This is a genomic window from Massilia sp. METH4, from assembly GCF_037094685.1.
Lineage (GTDB): Bacteria > Pseudomonadota > Gammaproteobacteria > Burkholderiales > Burkholderiaceae_D > Rugamonas.
This window is the reverse complement of sequence record NZ_CP146614.1, coordinates 2,999,745-3,019,277: the sequence shown is the minus strand read 5'-3', so window position 1 is coordinate 3,019,277 and position 19,533 is coordinate 2,999,745. Positions and strand designations below refer to the sequence as shown.

Sequence of the window (19,533 nt, the reverse complement as noted above, 5' to 3'; positions counted from 1 at the left end):
TCACCGGTGCTAGTCACCGGTGCAAAGGCAATTTCACCTGGCGCCGGCAGCGACCCAGGCGGCCAGTTCCGCCCTCTCCCCTTCCGTCATATTGGTCAGGTTCCCGATCGGCATGACCTTCAATTCCACGGCCTGCTTGTGGATGGCCGCGGCTTGTCGCGTCACCTGTTCCGGCGTATCGAACACGATGCCCGCCGGTGCGGTGGCGAAGCCCGGCTGCGTGGGATGCGCGGAGTGGCAGGATACGCAGCGCTGGTCGACGATCGCCTTTACCCGCGCGAACTGCGCCGCGGGATCGGAGGCCCGTGCCACGGCCGCGGGCCTGGGCGGCGCGATCATCACCGCGACCGCCAGCAGCAGCGCGATGCCGATGGCCGGGTAGCGCCACTCCACGCGCCCCTTGTGCCGCAGGTTGAAGAAGTGGCGGATGAAGACGCCGGACGCCATGATGAGCGCCAGCACCAGCCAGGCCTGCGCGTGCCGGTACGTCATCGCATAGTGGTTGCTGATCATGATGAACAGCACGGGCAGCGTGAAGTAATTGTTATGCACGCTGCGCTGCTTGGCGCGGATGCCGTGGATGGGGTCCGGCTTGCCGCCGGCGCGCATGGCCGCGACCATCCGGCGCTGGCCGGGAATGATCAGCATCGCCACGTTGGCCACCATGATCGTGCCGATGATCGCACCCACGTGGATGTAGGCGGCGCGGCCGGACAGCAGGTGCGTCAACGCATACGCGGCGCCGACCAGCAGCAGGAATACCACGACGCCGAACCACAGGTCGTGCCTGCCCAGCGGCGAGCGGCACAGTAGGTCGTACACGATCCAGCCCGCGACGAGGGAGCCCAGGCCGACGCCGACCGACTGCCAGGCGGTGAGATCGGCCACCGTGCGGTCGATCATCATCGCCTGCGCATTCAGGTAATACGCGACCGTGAGCAGCGCGAAGCCGGACAGCCACGTGGAATACGCCTCCCACTTGAACCAGTGAAGCTCCTTCGGCAGCTCGGCGGGCGCCACCAGGTATTTCTGCGGGTTGTAGAAACCGCCGCCGTGCACCGCCCACAGCTCGCCCATCACGCCCTTCTTCGCCAGCTCCGAACCGGGCGCCGGCGGGCGGATCGAGTTATCGAGCCAGACGAAATAGAACGAGGCGCCGATCCACGCGATGCCCGTGATGATGTGCAGCCAGCGCAGCAGCATGTTCAGCCATTCGAGGCCGTAGGGGAAAAGATAACTGATCGCTTCCATGTGTTGTGCCCTGGCATCTATCTACAGTCGATACCCCGATTGTCATGCACCCAGCATGAAAGTTCACGTATATTTGACATATTCGTATCCATATAGACACAGCCTTTGCCATGTCCGCACTGCCGCAACATCTAGACATCCACCTGATCCGGATCCTGTACCTGCTCCTGGTGGAGAAAAACGTGTCGCGCGTGGCGCTGAAGCTGAACCAGCCGCAGCCTTCGATCTCGGCCTCGCTGCGCAAGCTGCGCGAGCTGACGGGCGATCCGCTGCTGGTGCGCGGCGCGCGCGGCATGGTGCCCACGCAGCACGGCGAGAGCCTGCTCAAGCCCGCCAAGCGCATCCTCGACGAAACCGAGAACCTGTTCGTCAAGAAGACGCCCTTCGCGCCTCAGGAAGAAGCGCGCACCTTCAATATCGCGGCCCCGGACTACCTGGACAGCCAGTTCCTGCCGAGCGTCGTCGCCCTGCTGCGGCGCGGCTCGCCGAAGAGCCGGGTGGTCATCCACAGCCTGGGGCCCGGGGTGGACTACGTGCGCATGCTCTCGGACGGCGACATGGACCTGGTGATCGCCAACTGGGACGAACCGCCGCAACACCTGCATATCTCGAAGCTTTTCGAAGACCCGATCGTATGCGCGATGCACGCAACCAGCCCGTACGCGAAGCGCACCGCCGAGGATGCGATGACCCTGCACGAATACCTCACGCTGCCGCACGTGGCGCCATCGCAGATGGTGCAGGGTTCCGTTGGCGTGATCGACGCCTTCCTCGAACGCCAGGGCCTGCAGCGCAACGTGGCGGTGGAATCGGCGTACTTCGGCCTGATCCCCTACATGCTGATGCAATCGGACCTGGTGCTGACCACAGGCCGCCAGTTCGTGCAGTTCTACGAAAAGACGCTGCCGCTGAAGATCTTCACCATCCCCGTGAAATTTCCGCCGATGCGCTTCTACCAGTTGTGGCACGAGCGCGTGCACCAATCGCCCGAGCACAAGTGGCTGCGCGACCAGGTCACCACCGCCGCCAAGGCATTGCAAAAAAACCGGTAGCATTATGAGGAATTCGCGGAGCATGCTCCGCGCCCATAATGCGGTGATGGCATGCATGCCATCACTCCTTCCAGGCACCAGCTTTCCTGCAACATTTCCCGAACCCCGGTGACAGGCACCGGGATTTCCCGTACTCCGGTGACAGGCACCGGGTTTGCCTATGCCAGGGCCATGTGCCCGCCCAGCAAGAGCAACGTCACGAAGAAGTACCGCCGGAATATTTGGGGCTGCAGGCGCAGCCGCAGCCAGCTTCCCAGCGCCAGGCCCAGCAGTGCCGGCAATTGGGCGAGCAGGGACATTCCCGCGTTGCCGGGCTCCCAGGCGCCGTGCCCCGTCAGCATGACGGCCAAGGCCAGGGTCGAGACGGTGAATGACAGGCCCATCGCCTGCACCAGTTCATCGCGCTCCAGCCGCAGCGCCTGCAGGTAGGGTACAGCGGGCAGCACGAATACACCGGTGACCGCGGTCAGCACGCCCGTCGCGACGCCGACCGCCGGGCCGAGCCACCACTCGTGCTCGGCGCGCACCTGCCACTGCCATGCCGCCAATCCGAGCAGCGCATACAGCACCAGCGCGACGCCGAGCACTGCCTTGCCGTCGCCGCTGGAAAAAAAGGCACCACCGATGAGCGTGCCGGCGCACACACCCAGCAGCATCGGCCGCAGCCGAAGCCATAGCGGGTACAGCCCCTGCCGCTCCAGCATCTGCCATACATTCGTCAAAAGCGAAGGCACAACGAGGATTGCGGCGGCCTGCAACGGCGGCATCACGAGGCCGAGCAGCGCCATCGCCACCGTCGGCAGGCCCATGCCCGTCACGCCCTTCACCGCGCCCGCGAGAACGAACACCACGCAGATGTAAAAGAGATCATTTTCCATGGCCGCAGTATGCCGCCCGCCCCAGGCCCCGGAAATGTGGAATATACCGCCCCAGCCTTCGGCTTATCCATAGGCACATCACAAGCAGGCATGCCATGCGATTCGACCTTACTGACCTGAAACTGTTCCTGCGCGTGGTGGAAACCGGCAGCATTACGGCCGGCGCGGCCCAGGCGCACCTTGCCCTCGCCTCGGCCAGCGCACGCGTGCGAGGCATGGAAGACGCGCTCGGCGTGCCGCTCCTGCGACGCAGCCGCCGCGGCGTCGAACCCACCGCTGCCGGCCGCACGCTGCTGCATCACGCGCGGCTGATCACGCAGCAGATGGAAAAGATGCGCGCCGACCTGGGCGAATACGCCAGCGGCCTGAAGGGCCACGTGCGCCTGCTGTGCAATACCTCGGCGCTGACGGAATTCCTGCCCGATGTGCTCGCCGCCTTCATGGCCAGCCATCCGCAAGTAAACGTCGACCTCGAGGAGCGCCTGTCCAGCGACATCGTGCAGGCAATGCGCGACGACCTGGCGGACGTGGGCATCGTCACCGATTCCGTGGACAGCAGCGGCCTCGAAACGCGGCTGTTCTGCGAGGACAGGCTGGTGCTGGCGCTGCATCCGGCCCACCCGCTCGGCAAGGGTCTGCGCCGCAACGCGGCGCTTCCCTTCGCCGCCGCGGTGGAACACGACTTCATCGGCCTGGCCGGCGACAGCGCCTTGCAACTCTACCTGGGCGAGCAGGCCACGAAGCTGGGCAAGCGGCTGCGCTACCGGGTGCGGGTGCGCAGCTTCGATGCCGTGTGCCGCATGGTGGCCAGTGGCGCCGGCCTTGCCGTGCTGCCGGAATCGGCGGTGGTGCGCTCGCGCGACGCGGCCAACCTGAAGGTGGTGAAACTGGCGGACGCGTGGACGAAGCGCCGCCTGCTGCTGTGCACCCGCAGCTATGCCGACCTGCCGGGCTATGCGCGCGAACTGGTCGATGCGCTGGCGGCCCATGCGACAATACCGCTCCCCGACTGAAAGACGCGATATGGACAATTTCGAACGGCGGCGCGACCGCTTCGACCTTTTCGACGGCATGGACAGCCCGGCCGTCAACCTTTCGTTCACGCTGGAGCTGCCGGACTTCCGGCCGTGGTGCAAGGCGAATGCACTGCCGCCCTTCCACGTATTCCTGTGCGCCGTGCACCGCGCAGTCATGAAGATCGAAAACTTCCGCTGGCGTATCCACCAGGGCGAAGTGTTCACGATCGACCGCCTGATCCCGTCGTTCACCGTGATCAACCAGCACAACGACCTGAACTTCGCGATGTTCGAATGGTCCGACGACCTGCGCACCTATGTCGCGCGCAGCAAGGCCGCCGGTACGGCGGCGGCGAACATGGTGGAGCTCAATGTCCAGTATCGCCACTTGTCGCCCCGCGAGGCAAAGCACCAGGTATTCGTCACCTGCATCCCCTGGCTCAACCTCACCTCGATCCAGCATCCCACCGCGGCGCTGGATTGCCCGGACATCCCGTCGCTCGCCTGGGGCAAGTTCCGCGACGGCGCGCCGGGCGAATTGGTGCTGCCGTTTTCCGTGCAGGCCCACCACGGGTTCGTGGACGGCTTCCACATCCACCAGCTGGCGCAACAGATCGCTACCGAGCTGGCGGAGATGATGGCTGCAACCTAGACGACCTTGGCCCGCTCCAGCATCGCATGCAGCAGTACATTGCAACCCGCTTCCAGGTGCCCCGGCTGGGCATCCTCGATCTCGTTGTGGCTGATGCCATCCTTGCAGGGCACGAAGATCATGCCCGATGGCGCAAGGCGGGCGGCGTAGATCGCGTCGTGACCGGCGCCTGATACCACGTCCATCGTCGAGTAACCCAGTTTCGCCGTGGCGCTGCGCACTGCGCCAACCACGTCCGGGTGGAACGGGCATGGCGGGTAGTAGGATACCCGTTCCAGCTGGATGTCCAGCCCGGAGTCGGCCGCCGTCTTTTGCACGAATGCCGTGATCTCCTCGTGCATCCTGTTCAGCAGGTCGTCGTTCACATTGCGCAGGTCGATCGAGAACTTTACCTGGCCGGGAATCACGTTGCGGCTGTTCGGGAACACCTGCATCATGCCCACGGTGCCGCGGCCGTACGGCGGATAGCGGTCGGCGATCGCCACCACCTCGGGGATGATCCTGGCGGCCACCTGCATCGCGTCGCGCCGCAGGTGCATGGGCGTCGGCCCCGCATGCGCTTCCATGCCCGTCACCGTGCAGTCGTACCACGACAGGCCCATCACCGCCGGCACCACGCCGATCACCTTGTCCGCGTCTTCCAGCACGGGGCCCTGCTCGATATGCGTCTCGAAGTAGGCGCCGATCGGGTGCGCGCCCGGCACCTGTTCGCCCTTGTAGCCGATGCGTTCCAGCTCCTCGCCTACCGTCTTGCCGTCCACATCCTTCGCCGCATACGCATGTTCGAGCGTAAAGGCACCGCAGAACACGCCGGAACCCATCATCACCGGCACGAAGCGCGAGCCTTCCTCGTTGGTCCAGAACGCGACCTCGATGGGCGCTTCCGTGCGGATGCCGTGGTCGTTCAGCGTGCGCACCACTTCCAGCCCGGCCAGCACGCCATAGTTGCCGTCGAACTTGCCGCCGGTCGGCTGGGTGTCGATGTGGCTGCCGGTCATCACGGGCGGCAGCGCGTCGTTCGTGCCGGCGCGGCGCATGAACACATTGCCGATCTGGTCGACGGTGACCGTCATGCCGGCCGCCTTGGCCCAGCCGACGACGAGGTCGCGGCCCTGCCGGTCCAGGTCCGTCAGCGCCAGGCGCTTCACACCGCCCTTCTCGGTCGCGCCGATGCGCGCCAGTTCCATCAGCGAATCCCACAGCCGCTGGCCGTCGATGCGCAATGCCTCGATCGTTACTGCTTCGGTCATGTCGTTCATCATGCGTCCTTTCACACTGCGCTGACTGGTTTGAATGCGGGCCGGTCCACGTGGCGCCCCGCGCCCTCGACGGCCATCAGCTCGCCGCGGTGGAACACCACCTTGCCAGCGGCCACCGTGGTGCTGGGAATGCCCTTCACGGTGCGGCCTTCGAACACGTTGAAGCCGCCCTTCGCGAACTGCGTCTTCGCCGAGATGGTGCGGGTGCCGGTGGGGTCCCACACGAGAACGTCCGCATCGGCGCCCGCCGCGACGAGGCCCTTGCGCGGGTAAATATTGAAGATCTGCGCCGCGTTGGCGGACGTCACCTTCACGAATTCGGAAGGCGTCAGCAAGCCGCTGTTCACGCCCTCGTCCCAGATGACGGCCATGCGGTCCTCGACGCCGCCGCAGCCGTTCGGGATCTTCGAAAAGTCGTTCCGACCGGCCGCCTTCTGCTCGGCGCAGAACGTGCAGTGGTCGGTGGCCGTCGTGTGCAGGTTGCCGCCCCGCAGGCCCTGCCACAGGGCGCGCTGGTGTTCCTTGCTGCGGAACGGCGGGCTCATCACGTGCCCGGCCGCGAAGTCGAAGTCGGGATTCTGGTAAACGCTGTCGTCGATGATCAGGTGCCCGGCCAGCGCCTCACCGTACACGCGCTGGCCGGCGGCGCGGGCGCGCGTGATCGCATCCAGCGATTCCTTGCACGACACGTGCACGATGTACAGCGGCGTTTCCAGCACGCCGGCGATCGCGATCGCGCGGTTGGCCGCTTCGGCCTCCACGGCGGGAGGGCGCGACAGCGGATGCGATGCAGGCCCCGTCATGCCCTTGGCCAGCAGGTCGCGCTGCAATTGATACACCAGCTCGCCGTTTTCCGCATGCACGGTCGGGATGGCGCCCAGTTCCAGCGAACGGCGGAAGCTCTTCACCAGCGTTTCATCGTCCGCCATGATCGCGTTCTTGTAGGCCATGAAGTGCTTGAAGCTGTTCACGCCATGGTCGCGCACCAGCACGCCCATTTCCTCGTGCACGAGGTCGGACCACCAGGTGATCGCCACGTGGAAGGTGTAGTCGCCCGCCGCCTTGGCGGCCCAGCCGCGCCACTGGTGGTAAGCCTCCAGCAGCGATTGCTGCGGGTTCGGGATCACGAAGTCGATGATGGTCGTGGTGCCGCCGGCCAGGCCGGCTGCCGTGCCGGTGTAGAAGTCGTCCGCCGTCACCGTGCCCATGAACGGCAGGTTCATGTGCGTATGCGGGTCGATCCCGCCCGGCATCACATACTGGCCGCCGGCATCGATGACTTGCGCGCCGGCCGGTACATCGAGGTCGGTCCCGACGGCGACGATCCTGTCGCCCTCGCATAGCACGTCGGCACGGAAGGCGCGGTCCGCGTTGACGACGGTACCGCCTCGGATAATCAGGCTCATTTGGTGTCTCCGTTCAGGATCGGGGTGGCCGGGTGAAACGCGGGCGCACGCATCAGCGCGCCGTACACCACGGCAGCGATGGCGATGCCCACGAACCACGCATAGGTGTAGAGGGTCTTGAAGGTGTCGCCCACGTCGGGGAAGGCGCTGGGGAAGGCCGCGTTGAGGAAGCCCGGGATATTGGGCAGCACGCCGGCCACGAAGGCGATGACGGCGGCCGTGTTCCAGCCGTTGCGGTACGAGTAGATGCCGTTCTCGCGATACAGTTCGGGTACCTTGAGTTCCGTCTTGCGCACCAGGTAGTAGTCGACGATCAGCACGCCGGCGATGGGGCCCAGCAGCGCGGAATAGCCGATCAGCCACGTAAAGATATAGCCCTGCGTGGTTTCCAGCAGCTTCCACGGCATCATCGCCAGCGCGATGCCCGCCGTGATGTAGCCGCCCGTGCGATACGAGATCTGCTTCGGCGCCAGCGCGGAAAAATCATACGCGGGGCCAACGAGGTTGGCGGCCAGGTTGACGCTGACGGTATCGATCAGCAGCACGATCAGGGCGATCAGCACGGCGGCGCCGGTCATGCGCGCGGCCAGGTCGACGGGGTCCCACAACGCCTTGCCGTACAGGACGACGGTGGCCGAGGTGACGATGACGGCCAGCGCGGCCAGCAATCCCATCGGCACCGGAAGGCCGACGGACTGGCCCACGATCTGGTCCTTCTGCGACCTGGCGAAGCGCGTGAAGTCGGGAATGTTCAGCGCCAGCGTGGCCCAGAAGCCGACCATGGCCGTCAGCGAAGGCCAGAAAGCGCTCCAGAACTGCCCTTCCCTTGGCTGGCCCATCGCGAACTGCGAAGGCTTGTCCAGCAGCGGGCCGAAGCCGCCCGCCTTGTCGTAAACCCACCACAGCAGCGCGAAGCAGATCAGGATCTTCAGCGGCGCCGTATAGGTTTCCAGCTTGCGGATCGAATCCATGCCATGCACGATGTAGTACATCTGGATCGCCCAGAACGCCAGGAAGCACGCCAGTTCCGCCCCGTTGATGCCGAGCCAGGCGATCTTGTCGCCGCCGATCGGGGCCCCCAGCAGCACGCCCAGCAGGGTATAGATCATGTGGCCGCCGAACCAGGTCTGGATGCCGTACCAGCCGCAGGCCACGATGGCCCGCAACAGCGCCGGCAGCTTGGCACCGGCGGTGCCGAACGAAGCGCGCGCCAGCACGGCATACGGAATGCCGTACTTCGTGCCGGCGTGGCCGATGGCCAGCATCGGCACGAGCACGATCGTATTGGCCAGCAGCACGATGAACACGGCCTGCCAGGCGGACATGCCGCCCTCGACGAGGCTGGCAGACAGCGTATAGGCGGGGATGCACATCACCATGCCGACCCACAGCGCCGCGAAGTGGTACCAGAGCCAGGTACGCTGGGCGGCGGTGGTCGGAGCGAGGTCTTCGTTCCACAGGTGGGGGGTGGCGAGGGGGTCTTCTTTCACGGGGCTCTCCTGGGTTGCGATCCTGTATGGTGTCCGGCGCCGTTTCGGGTCGTGGTCCGGAAAGGCGCCGGACACCGGTCTTCTTATGAGGCTACCTCAAGCGGCCGTCGGCACCTGCTCCGCCCGCGGATTGCGCGGATCCTGCGTCCAGTTCATGTACGCCTTGCCGGTCTGCTGCGGCACCATCGTGATGCAGTTCTGCACGGGGCAGGTGATCTCGCACAGGTTGCAGCCCACGCATTCGCTGTCGATGACCTCGTAGGTGCGCTTGCCGGTCGCCTCGTCCACGAGCCGCGCGATGGCCTGGTGCGACGTGTCCTCGCAGGCCACGTGACAGCGCCCGCAGCCGATACAGTCGGCCTGGCTGATCTGCGCGATGACCTTGTAGTTCATGTCCAGGTATTTCCAGTCCGTGGTGTTGGGCACGGCCCGGCCGCGGAATTCCTCGATCGTGCGGTAGCCCTGCGCATCCATCCAGCGCGACAGGCCATCCTTCATCTCCTCGACGATGCGGAAGCCGTGCAGCATCGCCGCCGTGCATACCTGCACGCAGCCGGCGCCGAGCGCGATGAACTCGGCCGCGTCGCGCCAGTTGTTGATGCCGCCGATGCCGGAAATCGGCAGGCCGCGCGTCTCGGGATCGCGCGCGATCTCGGCCACCATGTTCAAGGCGATCGGTTTCACGGCCGTGCCGCAGTAGCCGCCGTGCGTGCTCGCGCCGCCGACCGTGGGCAGCGCCACCATGCGATCGAGGTCGATCGACGTGATGGAATTGATCGTGTTGATCAGCGACACCGCGTCCGCCCCGCCGTTCTTCGCCGCGCGGGCCGGGTGGCGGATGTCGGTGATGTTCGGCGTGAGCTTCACGATCACCGGCAGCCTGCTGTGCTTCTTGCACCAGGCCGTGACCATCTGCACGTACTCCGGCACCTGGCCCACGGCGGCGCCCATGCCGCGCTCGGGCATGCCATGCGGGCAGCCGAAGTTCAGTTCGATGCCGTCGGCGCCGGTGGCTTCCACCTGCGGCAGGATATCGGCCCAGTAGTGCTCTTCGCACGGCAGCATCAGCGACACGACGATGGCACGGTCCGGCCACGCCTCCTTGACGGCGGTGATTTCGCGCAGGTTGATGTCCAGCGAACGGTCGGTGATCAGCTCGATGTTGTTGAAGCCGATGACTTCGCGGTTCTTGCCGTAGATGGCGGAGTAGCGCGACGACACATTGACGGCGGGCGGATCTTCGCCGAGCGTCTTCCACACCACGCCGCCCCACCCCGCCTCGAAGGCGCGGATCACGTTGTAGGCCTTGTCGGTGGGCGGCGCGGAGGCCAGCCAGAACGGGTTCGGCGCCTTGATGCCGCAGAAGTCGATGGCGAGGTTGCTGAATGCGTCGCTCATTATGCTGCCTCCAGTTTCGATTGAAGTTCGGCGTGGATCGCCATCGCCGCCAGCTTGCCGTGCTGGACGGCCTGCACCGTCAGGTCCTGTCCCGGCGCGACGCAGTCGCCGCCCGCGTAGATACCCGGCAGCACGGTGCGGAAGTGTTCGTCGACGTGGATGCGGTCGCCGTCGCGCTTGAGCAGGGTCGCCAGCGGGTCGGCCAGCGACTCGTCGGCCATGGTCTGGCCGATCGCCTTGAACACGGCGTCGGCCGCGATCTCGAACGTCTCGCCGGTGCCCACGAGGCGGCTGCCCTCCAGGCGCGTGCGCTCGAAGCGCATGCCGCGCACGCGGCCTGCTTCGTCCAGCAGCACCTGCTGCGGCTGCGCCCAGGTGCGCATGATCACCTGGTTCGCCTTGGCGATTTCCTGTTCGTGGTGGGTGGCGCTCATCGCATCGAAACCGCGGCGGTACACCAGCGTCACCTCTTCCGCGCCCAGGCGCTGGATCTGCACGGCCATGTCGATCGCCGTATTGCCCGCGCCGATCACGATCGCGCGGCGCGGCACCGGCAGCGCCGTCAGGTCCTCCGCCTGGCGCAGCTCGGCGATGTAGTCGACGGCTGCGAGCAGGCCCGGCGCATCCTCGCCCGTCAGGCCCAGCTGGCGGCTGGCGCCCAGGCCCAGTGCGAGGAACACGGCGTCGTACTCCGCGTGCAGGTCCTTCAGGTGGAGGTTGGCGCCCAGCTTCTGGCCCAGGCGGATTTCGATGCCGCCGATCCCCAGCAGGAAGTCGACTTCCTGCTGCGCGTAGTCGTTGGTGAGCTTGTACCTGGCGATGCCGTACTCGTTCAGGCCACCGGCCTTGTCCTGCGCCTCGAACACGACGACGTCGTTGCCCAGCATGGCGAGCCGGTGCGCGCACGACAGGCCGGCGGGACCGGCGCCCACGACGGCGACCCTGCGGCCGGTGGACCTGGCGCGCTGGAACGGGTGCGCGGTAAAGCTCATGTTGTCGATGGCATAGCGCTGCAGCAGCGCGATCTTCACGGGCTGGCCTTCGGCATCGTGGTTGCGCACGCAGGCGTCCTCGCACAGGATCTCGGTGGGGCAAACGCGCGAGCAGCTGCCGCCGAGGATGTTCTGCTTGAGGATGCCAAGCGCGGCACCGTCGACATTGCGGTCATGGATGTTGCGGATGAAGCTGGCCACGTCGATCTCCGACGGACAGATGCGCGTGCACGGCGCGTCGTAGCAGTACAGGCAGCGCGCCGCTTCGATGGCCGCCTGGCGGGCATTCAGCGGCGGGGCAAGATCGGTGAAGTGGGAAGCCAGCTCGCTGTTCGAGGAGCTGGGGTGGGGAATGTAGTTGAGTGAGTCGAGCATGGTTCGCGTTCCTGGCTGGGCTGGGTTGGATCCGGACTTCACTGCGTGGGCTGCCGAAAACCGGTGTCACGCACCGCCGACATGGCGCGGATGCTGCCCGCGCCGCGCGATGGCGGTGCCTGACACCAGGGTTCAATGGCCGCTGGCGAAAACGCCTGCTTACTTCATCTGTGGGAATGCAAATTCCGCGCCAGCGGTGGCTGTGTTGGGCCACCGCTGCATCACCGCCTTGTGCCGCGTATAGAAGCGCACGCCCTCGGGGCCGTACGCGTGGTGGTCGCCGAACAGGCTGCGCTTCCAGCCGCCGAAGCTGTTGAAGGCCATCGGCACCGGCAGCGGCACGTTTACACCCACCATGCCCACCTGGATCTGCCGCACGAATTCACGCGCCACGCCGCCGTCGCGCGTGAACACGGCCACGCCGTTGCCGTATTCGTTGCGGTTGATGAGTTCCACGGCGCTGCCGACGTCGGGCAGGCGCATCACGCACAGCACGGGGCCGAAGATTTCTTCCTTGTAGATCGTCATGTCCGGCGTGACGTGGTCGAACAGGGTGCCGCCGACGAAGAAGCCGTTGGGCCGTTCCGGCACCTGGTAGTTGCGGCCATCGACGACGAGCCTGGCGCCCTGCTCCACGCCCTCGCCGATCAGGCGCTCGATGCGCTGCTTCGCCGCGAGCGTGACGACGGGCCCCATTTCGGCATCGTGCGCCATGCCGTCGCGTACTTTCAGTGCGGCCGTGCGCCGTTCCAGTGCGCTCACCAATGCATCGCCCGCATCGCCGATCGCGACGACGACGGAGATCGCCATGCAGCGCTCGCCGGCCGAGCCGTAGGCGGCGCCCATCAGGGCGTCGACGGCCATGTCCATGTCCGCATCGGGCATCACCACCGCGTGGTTCTTCGCGCCGCCCAGCGCCTGCACGCGCTTGCCGTTCGCGCTGCCTTTCGCGTAGATGTATTCAGCGATCGGCGTGGAGCCGACGAAGCTGATCGCCTGTACCTGCGGGTGTTCCAGCAAGGCGTCCACGGCGAGCTTGTCGCCCTGCACGACGTTGAACACGCCATCGGGCAGGCCTGCCTTCTTCAGCAGTTCGGCATGCAGCAGCGAGGGCGAAGGATCGCGTTCGGATGGTTTCAGTACGAAGGTATTGCCGCATGCGAGGGCCACGGGGAACATCCACATCGGCACCATCACGGGGAAGTTGAACGGCGTGATGCCGGCCACCACGCCGAGCGGCTGGCGCATCGACCACGCATCGATGCCGCGCGAGATCTGGTCGGTGAATTCGCCCTTCAGCAATTGCGGGATGCCGAGCGCGAACTCGACGACCTCGATGCCGCGCGCCACTTCGCCGCGCGCGTCGGCCAGAGTCTTGCCGTGCTCGCGCGTGATGAATAGGGCAAAGTCGTCAGTGTGCTGCTGGCACAGTTGCAGGTATTTCGCCAGCACCCGGGCACGCGCCAGCGGTGGCGTGTCCGCCCAGGCCGGGAAGGCCGCGTGCGCGGCCTGGACGGCGGCATCCACTTCTTCAAAGGTGCCCAGCGCCACGCGGGCGACCGGTTCGCCGACGGCGGGGTTGAACACGTCGGCATAGCGGCCGCTGCGGGTGTCGGCCTTCTCGCCGTTGATGTAATGGGTGATCGTGTCTATGTCGCTCATGGAGGTCTCGTTCAGGTGAGGTGCGGTTCTTAAGCCAGGAGAGTGTCGGCCGGCACGTAGTCGTAGCCGAGGTCGCGGGCGACGGCTTCGTACGTGACCTTGCCCAGGCAGACGTTCAATCCGTTCTTCAAATGCGGGTTCGCCTGCAGGGCCTTGCGCCAGCCCTTGTCGGCGAGCGCCAGCGCGTGCGTGATGGTGGCGTTGTTCAGGGCGAACGTGGACGTGCGCGCCACGGCGCCCGGCATGTTCGCCACGCAGTAATGCACCACGCCGTCGACGACGAACGTGGGGTTTTCATGCGTGGTGGGGCGCGACGTTTCGAAGCAGCCGCCCTGGTCGATTGCCACGTCGACGACGACCGCGCCCCCCTTCATCTTCGCCACCATCTGGCGCGTGACGAGCTTCGGTGCCGCGGCGCCCGGTACCAGCACGCCGCCGATCACGAGGTCGGCGCCCAGCACCGCTTCCTCGATCGTGTGGGCGTTCGAGTACATGGTCTGCACGCGGTTGCCGAACACGAGGTCGAGCTGGCGCAGCCGGTCCACGCTCTTGTCCAGCACCGTCACGCGCGCGCCCATGCCCACGGCGATCTGCAGGGCATTCGTGCCCACCACGCCGGCGCCGATGATGGCCACGTGCCCGGGTGCCACGCCGGGTACGCCGCCCAGCAGCAGGCCCATGCCGCCCTTCGAGCGTTCCAGGTGCGCGGCGCCGGCCTGCACGGCCATGCGCCCCGCCACCTCGCTCATCGGCGCCAGCAGCGGCAGCCCGCCATTCGGGCCGGTGATGGTTTCATAGGCGATGCAGACGGCCTTCGATTCGACCAGCGCCTTCGTTTGCGCGGGGTCGGGCGCCAGGTGCAGGTAGGTGTAGAGGATCTGCCCTTCGCGCAGCATCGCGCATTCCTGCGGCTGCGGTTCCTTGACCTTGACGATCATTTCCGCGCGCCCGAAGATTTCCGTCGCCGTGTCGACCAGCGTGGCGCCGGAAGCTTCGTACATTGCGTCGGTCAGGCCGATGGCCGCGCCGGCATTGCGTTCGACGAGCACGGGATGGCCGCGCAATGTCAGTTCCTTCACGCTGGCCGGGGTGAGGCCGACGCGGGATTCCTGGTTCTTGATTTCCTTGGGTACGCCTATGAGCATGGTATGTCTCCTGGTAGGCTTTTTGGGATAGGCGCATGCCTGGTGCGGCGCTCGCCTTGTGGTGTTGGCAGGACACCGGTGTTCAGCGGCCAACGACTGCCGCTTGTGGCGACCGGTTTGCAAGCAGAGGAAGCTATTCCAGCTCTTTCAAGATCTTCGCCAGCTTGCCGAACAACTCATCGATATGCCGCTTCTCGAACACCAGCGGCGGCGACAGCGCGATGATGTCGCCCGTCACGCGGATGAGCAGGCCATCGGCAAAGGCTTTCTTGAAGGCCGTGTAGGCGCGCACGCCGGGCTTGCCGGGAATGGACGCCAGTTCGATGCCGGCGATCAGCCCGATGCAGCGCAGGTCGATCACGTTCGGCAAGCCTTTCAGCGAATACACCGCATCGGCCCAGTAATCCTGCAAGCCTTTCGCGTGTTCGAGGATGTTCTGTTCCTCGAACACTTCCAGCGTGGCGAGCGAGGCCGCGCAGGCCAGCGGGTGGCCGGAATAGGTATAGCCGTGGAACAGTTCGATGCCGGCCGGCGAATCCATGAACGCATCGTGCACGAAGGCTTTCGTGAACACGGCGCCCATCGGTACCGTGCCGTTGGTGAGGCCCTTCGCCGTCGTCATCATGTCGGGCTCGACGTCGAAGTAGTCGGCCGCGAACGGCGTGGTCATGCGGCCGAAGCCGGTGATCACCTCGTCGAAGATCAAGAGGATGCCGTGCTTCGTGCACAGCTCGCGCAGGCGCTTCAGGTAACCCTTGGGCGGGATCAGCACGCCGGTGGAGCCGGCCACCGGTTCCACGATCACGGCGGCGATGGTGGAAGCGTCGTGCAGCGCGACGATGCGTTCCAGTTCGTCGGCCAGGTGCGCGCCATATTCCGGCTCGCCGCGCGTAAAGGCGTTCTTCTCAAGGTTGTGCGTGTGCGGCAGGTGGTCCACGCCGGGCAGCAGCGTGCCGTATGGCTTGCGGTTGGCGGCGATGCCGCCGACGGAGATGCCGCCGAAGCCCACGCCGTGATACGCCCGCTCGCGGCCGATGAAGCGCGTGCGCGAGGCTTCGCCGCGCGCCCTGTGGTAAGCGAGGGCCATCTTCAGCGCCGTGTCCACCGCCTCCGACCCGGAATTCGTGTAGAACACGTGGCCGAAGCGATGGTTCGTGTAGGCCATCAGCTTCTCGGCCAGCTCGAAGGCGGCCGGGTGGCCCATCTGGAACGTGGGCGCGAAATCGAGCTGCCCCACCATCTCGCGCACCGCGGCCACGATCTTCGGCTGCGCGTGGCCGCACGGCACGCACCACAGGCCGGCGGTACCGTCGAGCACCTCGTTGCCGTCGACGTCCTTGTAGTGCACGCCGGCGGCCGAGGCGAGCAGACGCGGGCTGGCCTTGAAGTCGCGGTTATTCGTAAAAGGCATCCAGAAGGCGGCCAGGGAATCCGGGCGATTCATGCAATCTCCTCAGGGCGAAAGCCCATAAATTTTTTACCAGTTGGCAAAATGATGATGCAATAATAGACACGCTGATCACTATGTCACATATACACAATCGGCAAAGTGTTCCAACCGTACTGGTGTCGAAAACAATACAGTTCAACGATGGCAAGCAGGCGAAATCCCGAGCTGCGCAGTGTGCAGGAACCCGACTCCGGCGCGGGGTGGCCGGGCATCGCCATCGAGCGGGCGAGCAAGGGCAGCCTGGTGGAAAAGATCGTGGCCGTGCTGACGGCCATGATCTCGGGCAAGGAGCTGCGGATCGGCACGAAAATGCCTTCCGTGCGGCAATTCGCGAAGTGTAATGGCGTAAGTACCTTTACAGTCGTCGAGGCCTACGACCGGCTGGTGAACCTGGGCCTGTTGTCGTCGCGCCGCGGTTCCGGCTATTACGTGGCGCGGCACGACATCGCCGCGCAACTGCCGCCAGCGATCGCCGCCGGGCCGGCAACGGTCGATGCACTGACTTCCGACCTGTACTCCGGCGTCTCGGAGGCGCTGCCCGTGGGCGCCGGCTGGCTGCCGCCCGAATGGTATGGCGAAGACACGATCCTGGACGCGGTGCGTCACGCGATGCGCATCCCCGCCAACCGCCTGCGCGGCTACGGGCACCCGCTGGGCTTTCCCGCGCTGCGCCAGCACGTGGCGGCGATGCTGACGGACGAGCTCTTCCCCGTCGAGGCGGAGCAGGTGCTGCTGACGCACGGCGCCACCCATGCCTTCGACCTGATCCTGCGCACCCTCACGCGCCCCGGCGACACGGTATTCGTCGAAGACCCCGGCTACAGCAACCTGCTGTCGCTGATCCGCCACCACGGCTGCAATGCCGTCGGCATCCCGCGCGGCGAACATGGACTGGACCTGGAAGCGCTGGCCGCCGAGGCCAGGAGCGCGCAACCGAAACTCATGTTCGTCAACACCGTGCTGCAGAATCCCCTGGGCACCTCGCTGACGCAGGCGCAGGCGCACCGGCTGCTGGCGATGGCCGAGCAATTCGACTTCTGGCTGGTGGAAGACGATATCTACCGCGACCTGGCGGGCCGCGGCGAAGCCTCGCTGGCCGCCATGGATGGCCTGCGCCGCGTGATCCGCGTGGGCAGCTTTTCCAAGGCCTTGTCGCCGGTGCTGCGCGTCGGCTCGATCTGCGCTTCCGGCTCGCTGATGCCGGAGCTGGTGCGGGTGAAGATGCTGACTGGCCTCACCACTTCCGAGGTGAACGAGCGCGCCGTCTACCATGCGGTCACGGCCCGCGCCTACCGGCGCATGGTCGACAGGCTCGTGGCCCAGCTGGATGCCGGTCGAGAACGCACGATCGAGGCGCTGGCTGAGGTGGGCATGGAACCGGTGGCGCGGCCGCGCGGCGGCATGTTCGTTTCCGCCGGCTGGAACATGCCGCCCACCGCGGACCATAACGCGCGCACGATCGCGGATACGGCGCTGCGCGCCGGCATCCTGCTGTCGCCGGACGAATTCTTCCTGCTGCGGCCCAGCACCACGATATGGTTCCGCTTCAACGTGGCCTACGCGCACGATCCCGTGCTGCGCGCCTTCCTGCTTTCCACGAGAGGTCAGCAATGAGCGACAAGAACGCCGGACGCGTGGCCGCGGCCTCGCGCCGCATGCACAATCGCGACCGGCTGGAAGCGGACATCGCCGCGGTGGCCGTGCGCGTGTTCGCCGAAAGCGGCTACGAAGGCGCGTCGGTGGCAGCCATCGCGGAAGGCGCCGGGCTGTCGAAGCAGAACCTGATGTACTACTTTCCCACCAAGCAGGAGCTGTACCGCCGCGTGCTGGACGACGTGCTGGACGACTGGCTGGAGCGCATGTCCAGCCTGGCCGAGGCGGCCGAGGACGACGCGCCGGCCGACGTGCTGCGCGCCTATGTGCAGGCCAAGCTGAGGTTCTCGCGCGAACAGCCGTACGCGTCGCGCGTGTACGCGATGGAAGTGATCGGCGGCGCCCAGCTGTACGGCGAGCAGATCCGGGAACGGGTGGTACCCGTGTTCAGGCGCGACATCGAGGTGTTCGAACGCTGGATCGCGGCCGGGCGCATCGCGCCCGTCAACGCCACCCACCTGCTGTTCGCGATCTGGGCGATGACACAATCCTATGCGGACTTCGCCGCCCAGATGGCACTGGTACTGGACCGCCCCCGGTTGCTGAAGAAGGATTACCAGGAGGCCGAGGAAACCATCGTCGGCCTCGTGCTGGCGCTGGCGCTGTCCCAGGCGCGCGGCGCCTGAGGCGGCATCACTCGCGGAAGCGTTCTTCGCGGCGGCGGCGCATGCCGCCCACGCCGAACACGGCCAGGCCGGCCATGATCATGGCGACCGCGCTCGGTTCGGGTACCGGCGACAGCATGTCGACATTGCCCGTGAACGGCTGCACGTGGACCTGCGCCTGCAGGTTCAGTTCGCGGGCGAACAGCCCGCCCTCGATGTCGCGCGTGTTCGTCACCAGCGCGTCGGTGGCGAGCACGGCGCCGCCGAACTGCGTATTGATGGCCACGCTGGTGGCGTCGTAGAAGTTCCAGACCACCCTGCCGCCGATCCCCTGCGCGCTGCCGCCCAGGAAGTTGGCGTGGATCGCCGCCGTGGTGACGTCCGTGTTCATGATCACGGTGCTCGCACCATTCAGGTTGAACTGGAATTCGTTCAGGGCGAACAGCGTCTCGTCGATACCGGTCAGGTCGAACACGGCCACCCCGCCGGCATCCGCCTGCGCGTTGAACGTGGCCTTCGAGCCGCTGATGTCGACGGTACTGCCGGTCGACTTCAGCAGCGACAGCGAATCGGACAGGCCGTTCAGCACCGCCCCGAAGTCGGTCGACGTGGCGGCCGCGGCGGGCGTGGCGAAGTCCGCCGTCAGCCCCCGGAACGCGCCGCCGTTGGCGTTGGTGTTCGCCACCGCGCCCATGATCGTGGCGCCGCCATTGATATTGGAGTTGGCGGCGCTGCCGCCCACGTAGGCGCCGCCGTTCACATTCGAGTTGCCAAGGCTGCCGCCGACGATGGCGCCACCGTTGAAGGTGGTGTTCGACACGCTGCCGGCAACCTGCGACGCCCGGTTCAGCGTGGAATTGGCCACATTGCCGCCCACGACATTCGTGCCTTCGTTGACCGTCACGCCGTCGATGGAGCCCTGGGCGACCAGCCCGCCACGGTTGACGGTGACGCGGTTCGTGTTGCCCCAGGCATCCTTGGCCGCGGTAACGCTGCCCGCGGTCAGGCCCGCATAGGCCGACGCCGGCGCCTTCTCGAGCTGATTTCCGTATTCGCCGCCGCTCACCGTGCCCGCGGCCCAGGTGCGGCCGTGCACGTGGCCCGACGAACTGGCGGTGACGTTCGTCAGCGACACGGCGTTCATCTGGTTCAGCACCTGCGTGGCAGTCAGCGGCGCGGAGGCCGGCGCTGCCTGCGCGGCAGCGGCAGACATGGCGGATAGCAGGATGGCGAGACTGGTGCGCAGCAT

16 protein-coding genes are annotated in these 19,533 nt (G+C 66.3%); 5 read left to right on the top strand and 11 right to left on the bottom strand.

Annotation, left to right across the window (positions count from 1 at the left end):
* Window positions 1–33: 33 nt before the first annotated feature.
* The gene (locus V6Z91_RS13365; protein WP_338771019.1) at window positions 34–1,251 is read right to left on the bottom strand and encodes a urate hydroxylase PuuD; all 1,218 of its coding nucleotides are present in this window, start codon (window positions 1,249–1,251) and stop codon (window positions 34–36) included.
* Between the two features lie 110 nt (window positions 1,252–1,361).
* On the opposite strand from V6Z91_RS13365, the gene V6Z91_RS13360 reads away from it, so the two are divergent.
* Window positions 1,362–2,303, top strand: a complete 942-nt coding sequence (locus V6Z91_RS13360; protein WP_338771016.1) for a LysR substrate-binding domain-containing protein — start codon at window positions 1,362–1,364, stop codon at window positions 2,301–2,303.
* A 158-nt stretch (window positions 2,304–2,461) separates the two neighbouring features.
* Here V6Z91_RS13360 and V6Z91_RS13355 read toward each other — a convergent pair whose 3' ends face one another.
* Window positions 2,462–3,181 carry a sulfite exporter TauE/SafE family protein gene (locus V6Z91_RS13355; RefSeq protein WP_338771014.1) on the bottom strand — a complete coding sequence of 240 codons (720 nt, stop codon included), beginning with the start codon at window positions 3,179–3,181 and terminating at the stop codon, window positions 2,462–2,464.
* 95 nt (window positions 3,182–3,276) lie between these two features.
* Between V6Z91_RS13355 and V6Z91_RS13350 the strand changes: the two genes are divergently transcribed.
* A complete protein-coding gene (locus tag V6Z91_RS13350; protein WP_338771012.1) occupies window positions 3,277–4,194 on the top strand; it encodes a LysR substrate-binding domain-containing protein in 918 nt (305 codons plus the stop codon).
* 10 nt (window positions 4,195–4,204) lie between these two features.
* Complete coding sequence (locus V6Z91_RS13345; RefSeq protein ID WP_338771010.1) at window positions 4,205–4,849, top strand: CatA-like O-acetyltransferase; 645 nt, start codon at window positions 4,205–4,207, stop codon at window positions 4,847–4,849.
* Here the strand turns inward: V6Z91_RS13345 and V6Z91_RS13340 are convergent.
* The 8 genes from V6Z91_RS13340 to V6Z91_RS13305 form a co-directional block, all read right to left on the bottom strand.
* Window positions 4,846–6,108: a Zn-dependent hydrolase gene (locus V6Z91_RS13340; protein WP_338771825.1), complete on the bottom strand. Its 1,263-nt coding sequence runs from the start codon at window positions 6,106–6,108 to the stop codon at window positions 4,846–4,848. The two genes, V6Z91_RS13345 and V6Z91_RS13340, sit on opposite strands and share 4 nt — an antisense overlap.
* A gap of 11 nt (window positions 6,109–6,119) precedes the next feature.
* Window positions 6,120–7,514, bottom strand: coding sequence for a dihydropyrimidinase (gene hydA / locus V6Z91_RS13335; RefSeq protein WP_338771009.1), 1,395 nt, complete (start codon window positions 7,512–7,514; stop codon window positions 6,120–6,122).
* Complete coding sequence (locus V6Z91_RS13330; RefSeq protein WP_338771005.1) at window positions 7,511–9,004, bottom strand: NCS1 family nucleobase:cation symporter-1; 1,494 nt, start codon at window positions 9,002–9,004, stop codon at window positions 7,511–7,513. The genes hydA and V6Z91_RS13330 overlap by 4 nt, the downstream gene beginning before the upstream one ends.
* A 96-nt stretch (window positions 9,005–9,100) precedes the next feature.
* A complete protein-coding gene (gene preA, locus V6Z91_RS13325) occupies window positions 9,101–10,402 on the bottom strand; it encodes an NAD-dependent dihydropyrimidine dehydrogenase subunit PreA (RefSeq protein WP_338771003.1) in 1,302 nt (433 codons plus the stop codon).
* Window positions 10,402–11,769 (bottom strand): NAD(P)-dependent oxidoreductase, encoded by a 1,368-nt coding sequence (locus V6Z91_RS13320; protein WP_338771000.1) that lies wholly within the window; start codon window positions 11,767–11,769, stop codon window positions 10,402–10,404. The genes preA and V6Z91_RS13320 overlap by 1 nt, the downstream gene beginning before the upstream one ends.
* 159 nt (window positions 11,770–11,928) lie before the next feature.
* On the bottom strand, window positions 11,929–13,431 hold the full coding sequence (locus V6Z91_RS13315) for a CoA-acylating methylmalonate-semialdehyde dehydrogenase (RefSeq protein WP_338770998.1): 1,503 nt from the start codon (window positions 13,429–13,431) through the stop codon (window positions 11,929–11,931).
* Window positions 13,432–13,460: 29 nt separating this feature from the next.
* On the bottom strand, window positions 13,461–14,576 hold the full coding sequence (ald, locus tag V6Z91_RS13310) for an alanine dehydrogenase (protein WP_338770995.1): 1,116 nt from the start codon (window positions 14,574–14,576) through the stop codon (window positions 13,461–13,463).
* A 133-nt stretch (window positions 14,577–14,709) separates the two neighbouring features.
* Complete coding sequence (locus V6Z91_RS13305) at window positions 14,710–16,020, bottom strand: aspartate aminotransferase family protein (RefSeq protein ID WP_338770993.1); 1,311 nt, start codon at window positions 16,018–16,020, stop codon at window positions 14,710–14,712.
* 147 nt (window positions 16,021–16,167) lie between these two features.
* Between V6Z91_RS13305 and V6Z91_RS13300 the strand changes: the two genes are divergently transcribed.
* Both V6Z91_RS13300 and V6Z91_RS13295 read left to right on the top strand, forming a co-directional pair.
* On the top strand, window positions 16,168–17,640 hold the full coding sequence (locus tag V6Z91_RS13300; RefSeq protein WP_338770990.1) for a PLP-dependent aminotransferase family protein: 1,473 nt from the start codon (window positions 16,168–16,170) through the stop codon (window positions 17,638–17,640).
* Entirely contained in the window at window positions 17,637–18,305 is a 669-nt protein-coding gene (locus V6Z91_RS13295; RefSeq protein WP_338770988.1) for a TetR/AcrR family transcriptional regulator, read from the top strand. The genes V6Z91_RS13300 and V6Z91_RS13295 overlap by 4 nt, the downstream gene beginning before the upstream one ends.
* 7 nt (window positions 18,306–18,312) lie before the next feature.
* On the opposite strand, the gene V6Z91_RS13290 is transcribed toward V6Z91_RS13295, so the two are convergent.
* On the bottom strand, window positions 18,313–19,533 hold the full coding sequence (locus V6Z91_RS13290; protein ID WP_338770985.1) for a collagen-binding domain-containing protein: 1,221 nt from the start codon (window positions 19,531–19,533) through the stop codon (window positions 18,313–18,315).

Coding starts and splice junctions, on each gene's coding strand:
- V6Z91_RS13365 (WP_338771019.1), bottom strand. CDS start 1,251: ATGGAAGCGATCAGTTATCTTTTCCCCTACGGCCTCGAATGGCTGAAC.
- V6Z91_RS13360 (WP_338771016.1), top strand. CDS start 1,362: ATGTCCGCACTGCCGCAACATCTAGACATCCACCTGATCCGGATCCTG.
- V6Z91_RS13355 (WP_338771014.1), bottom strand. CDS start 3,181: ATGGAAAATGATCTCTTTTACATCTGCGTGGTGTTCGTTCTCGCGGGC.
- V6Z91_RS13350 (WP_338771012.1), top strand. CDS start 3,277: ATGCGATTCGACCTTACTGACCTGAAACTGTTCCTGCGCGTGGTGGAA.
- V6Z91_RS13345 (WP_338771010.1), top strand. CDS start 4,205: ATGGACAATTTCGAACGGCGGCGCGACCGCTTCGACCTTTTCGACGGC.
- V6Z91_RS13340 (WP_338771825.1), bottom strand. CDS start 6,108: ATGAACGACATGACCGAAGCAGTAACGATCGAGGCATTGCGCATCGAC.
- hydA (WP_338771009.1), bottom strand. CDS start 7,514: ATGAGCCTGATTATCCGAGGCGGTACCGTCGTCAACGCGGACCGCGCC.
- preA (WP_338771003.1), bottom strand. CDS start 10,402: ATGAGCGACGCATTCAGCAACCTCGCCATCGACTTCTGCGGCATCAAG.
- V6Z91_RS13320 (WP_338771000.1), bottom strand. CDS start 11,769: ATGCTCGACTCACTCAACTACATTCCCCACCCCAGCTCCTCGAACAGC.
- V6Z91_RS13315 (WP_338770998.1), bottom strand. CDS start 13,431: ATGAGCGACATAGACACGATCACCCATTACATCAACGGCGAGAAGGCC.
- ald (WP_338770995.1), bottom strand. CDS start 14,576: ATGCTCATAGGCGTACCCAAGGAAATCAAGAACCAGGAATCCCGCGTC.
- V6Z91_RS13305 (WP_338770993.1), bottom strand. CDS start 16,020: ATGAATCGCCCGGATTCCCTGGCCGCCTTCTGGATGCCTTTTACGAAT.
- V6Z91_RS13300 (WP_338770990.1), top strand. CDS start 16,168: ATGGCAAGCAGGCGAAATCCCGAGCTGCGCAGTGTGCAGGAACCCGAC.
- V6Z91_RS13295 (WP_338770988.1), top strand. CDS start 17,637: ATGAGCGACAAGAACGCCGGACGCGTGGCCGCGGCCTCGCGCCGCATG.
- V6Z91_RS13290 (WP_338770985.1), bottom strand. CDS start 19,533: ATGCTGCGCACCAGTCTCGCCATCCTGCTATCCGCCATGTCTGCCGCT.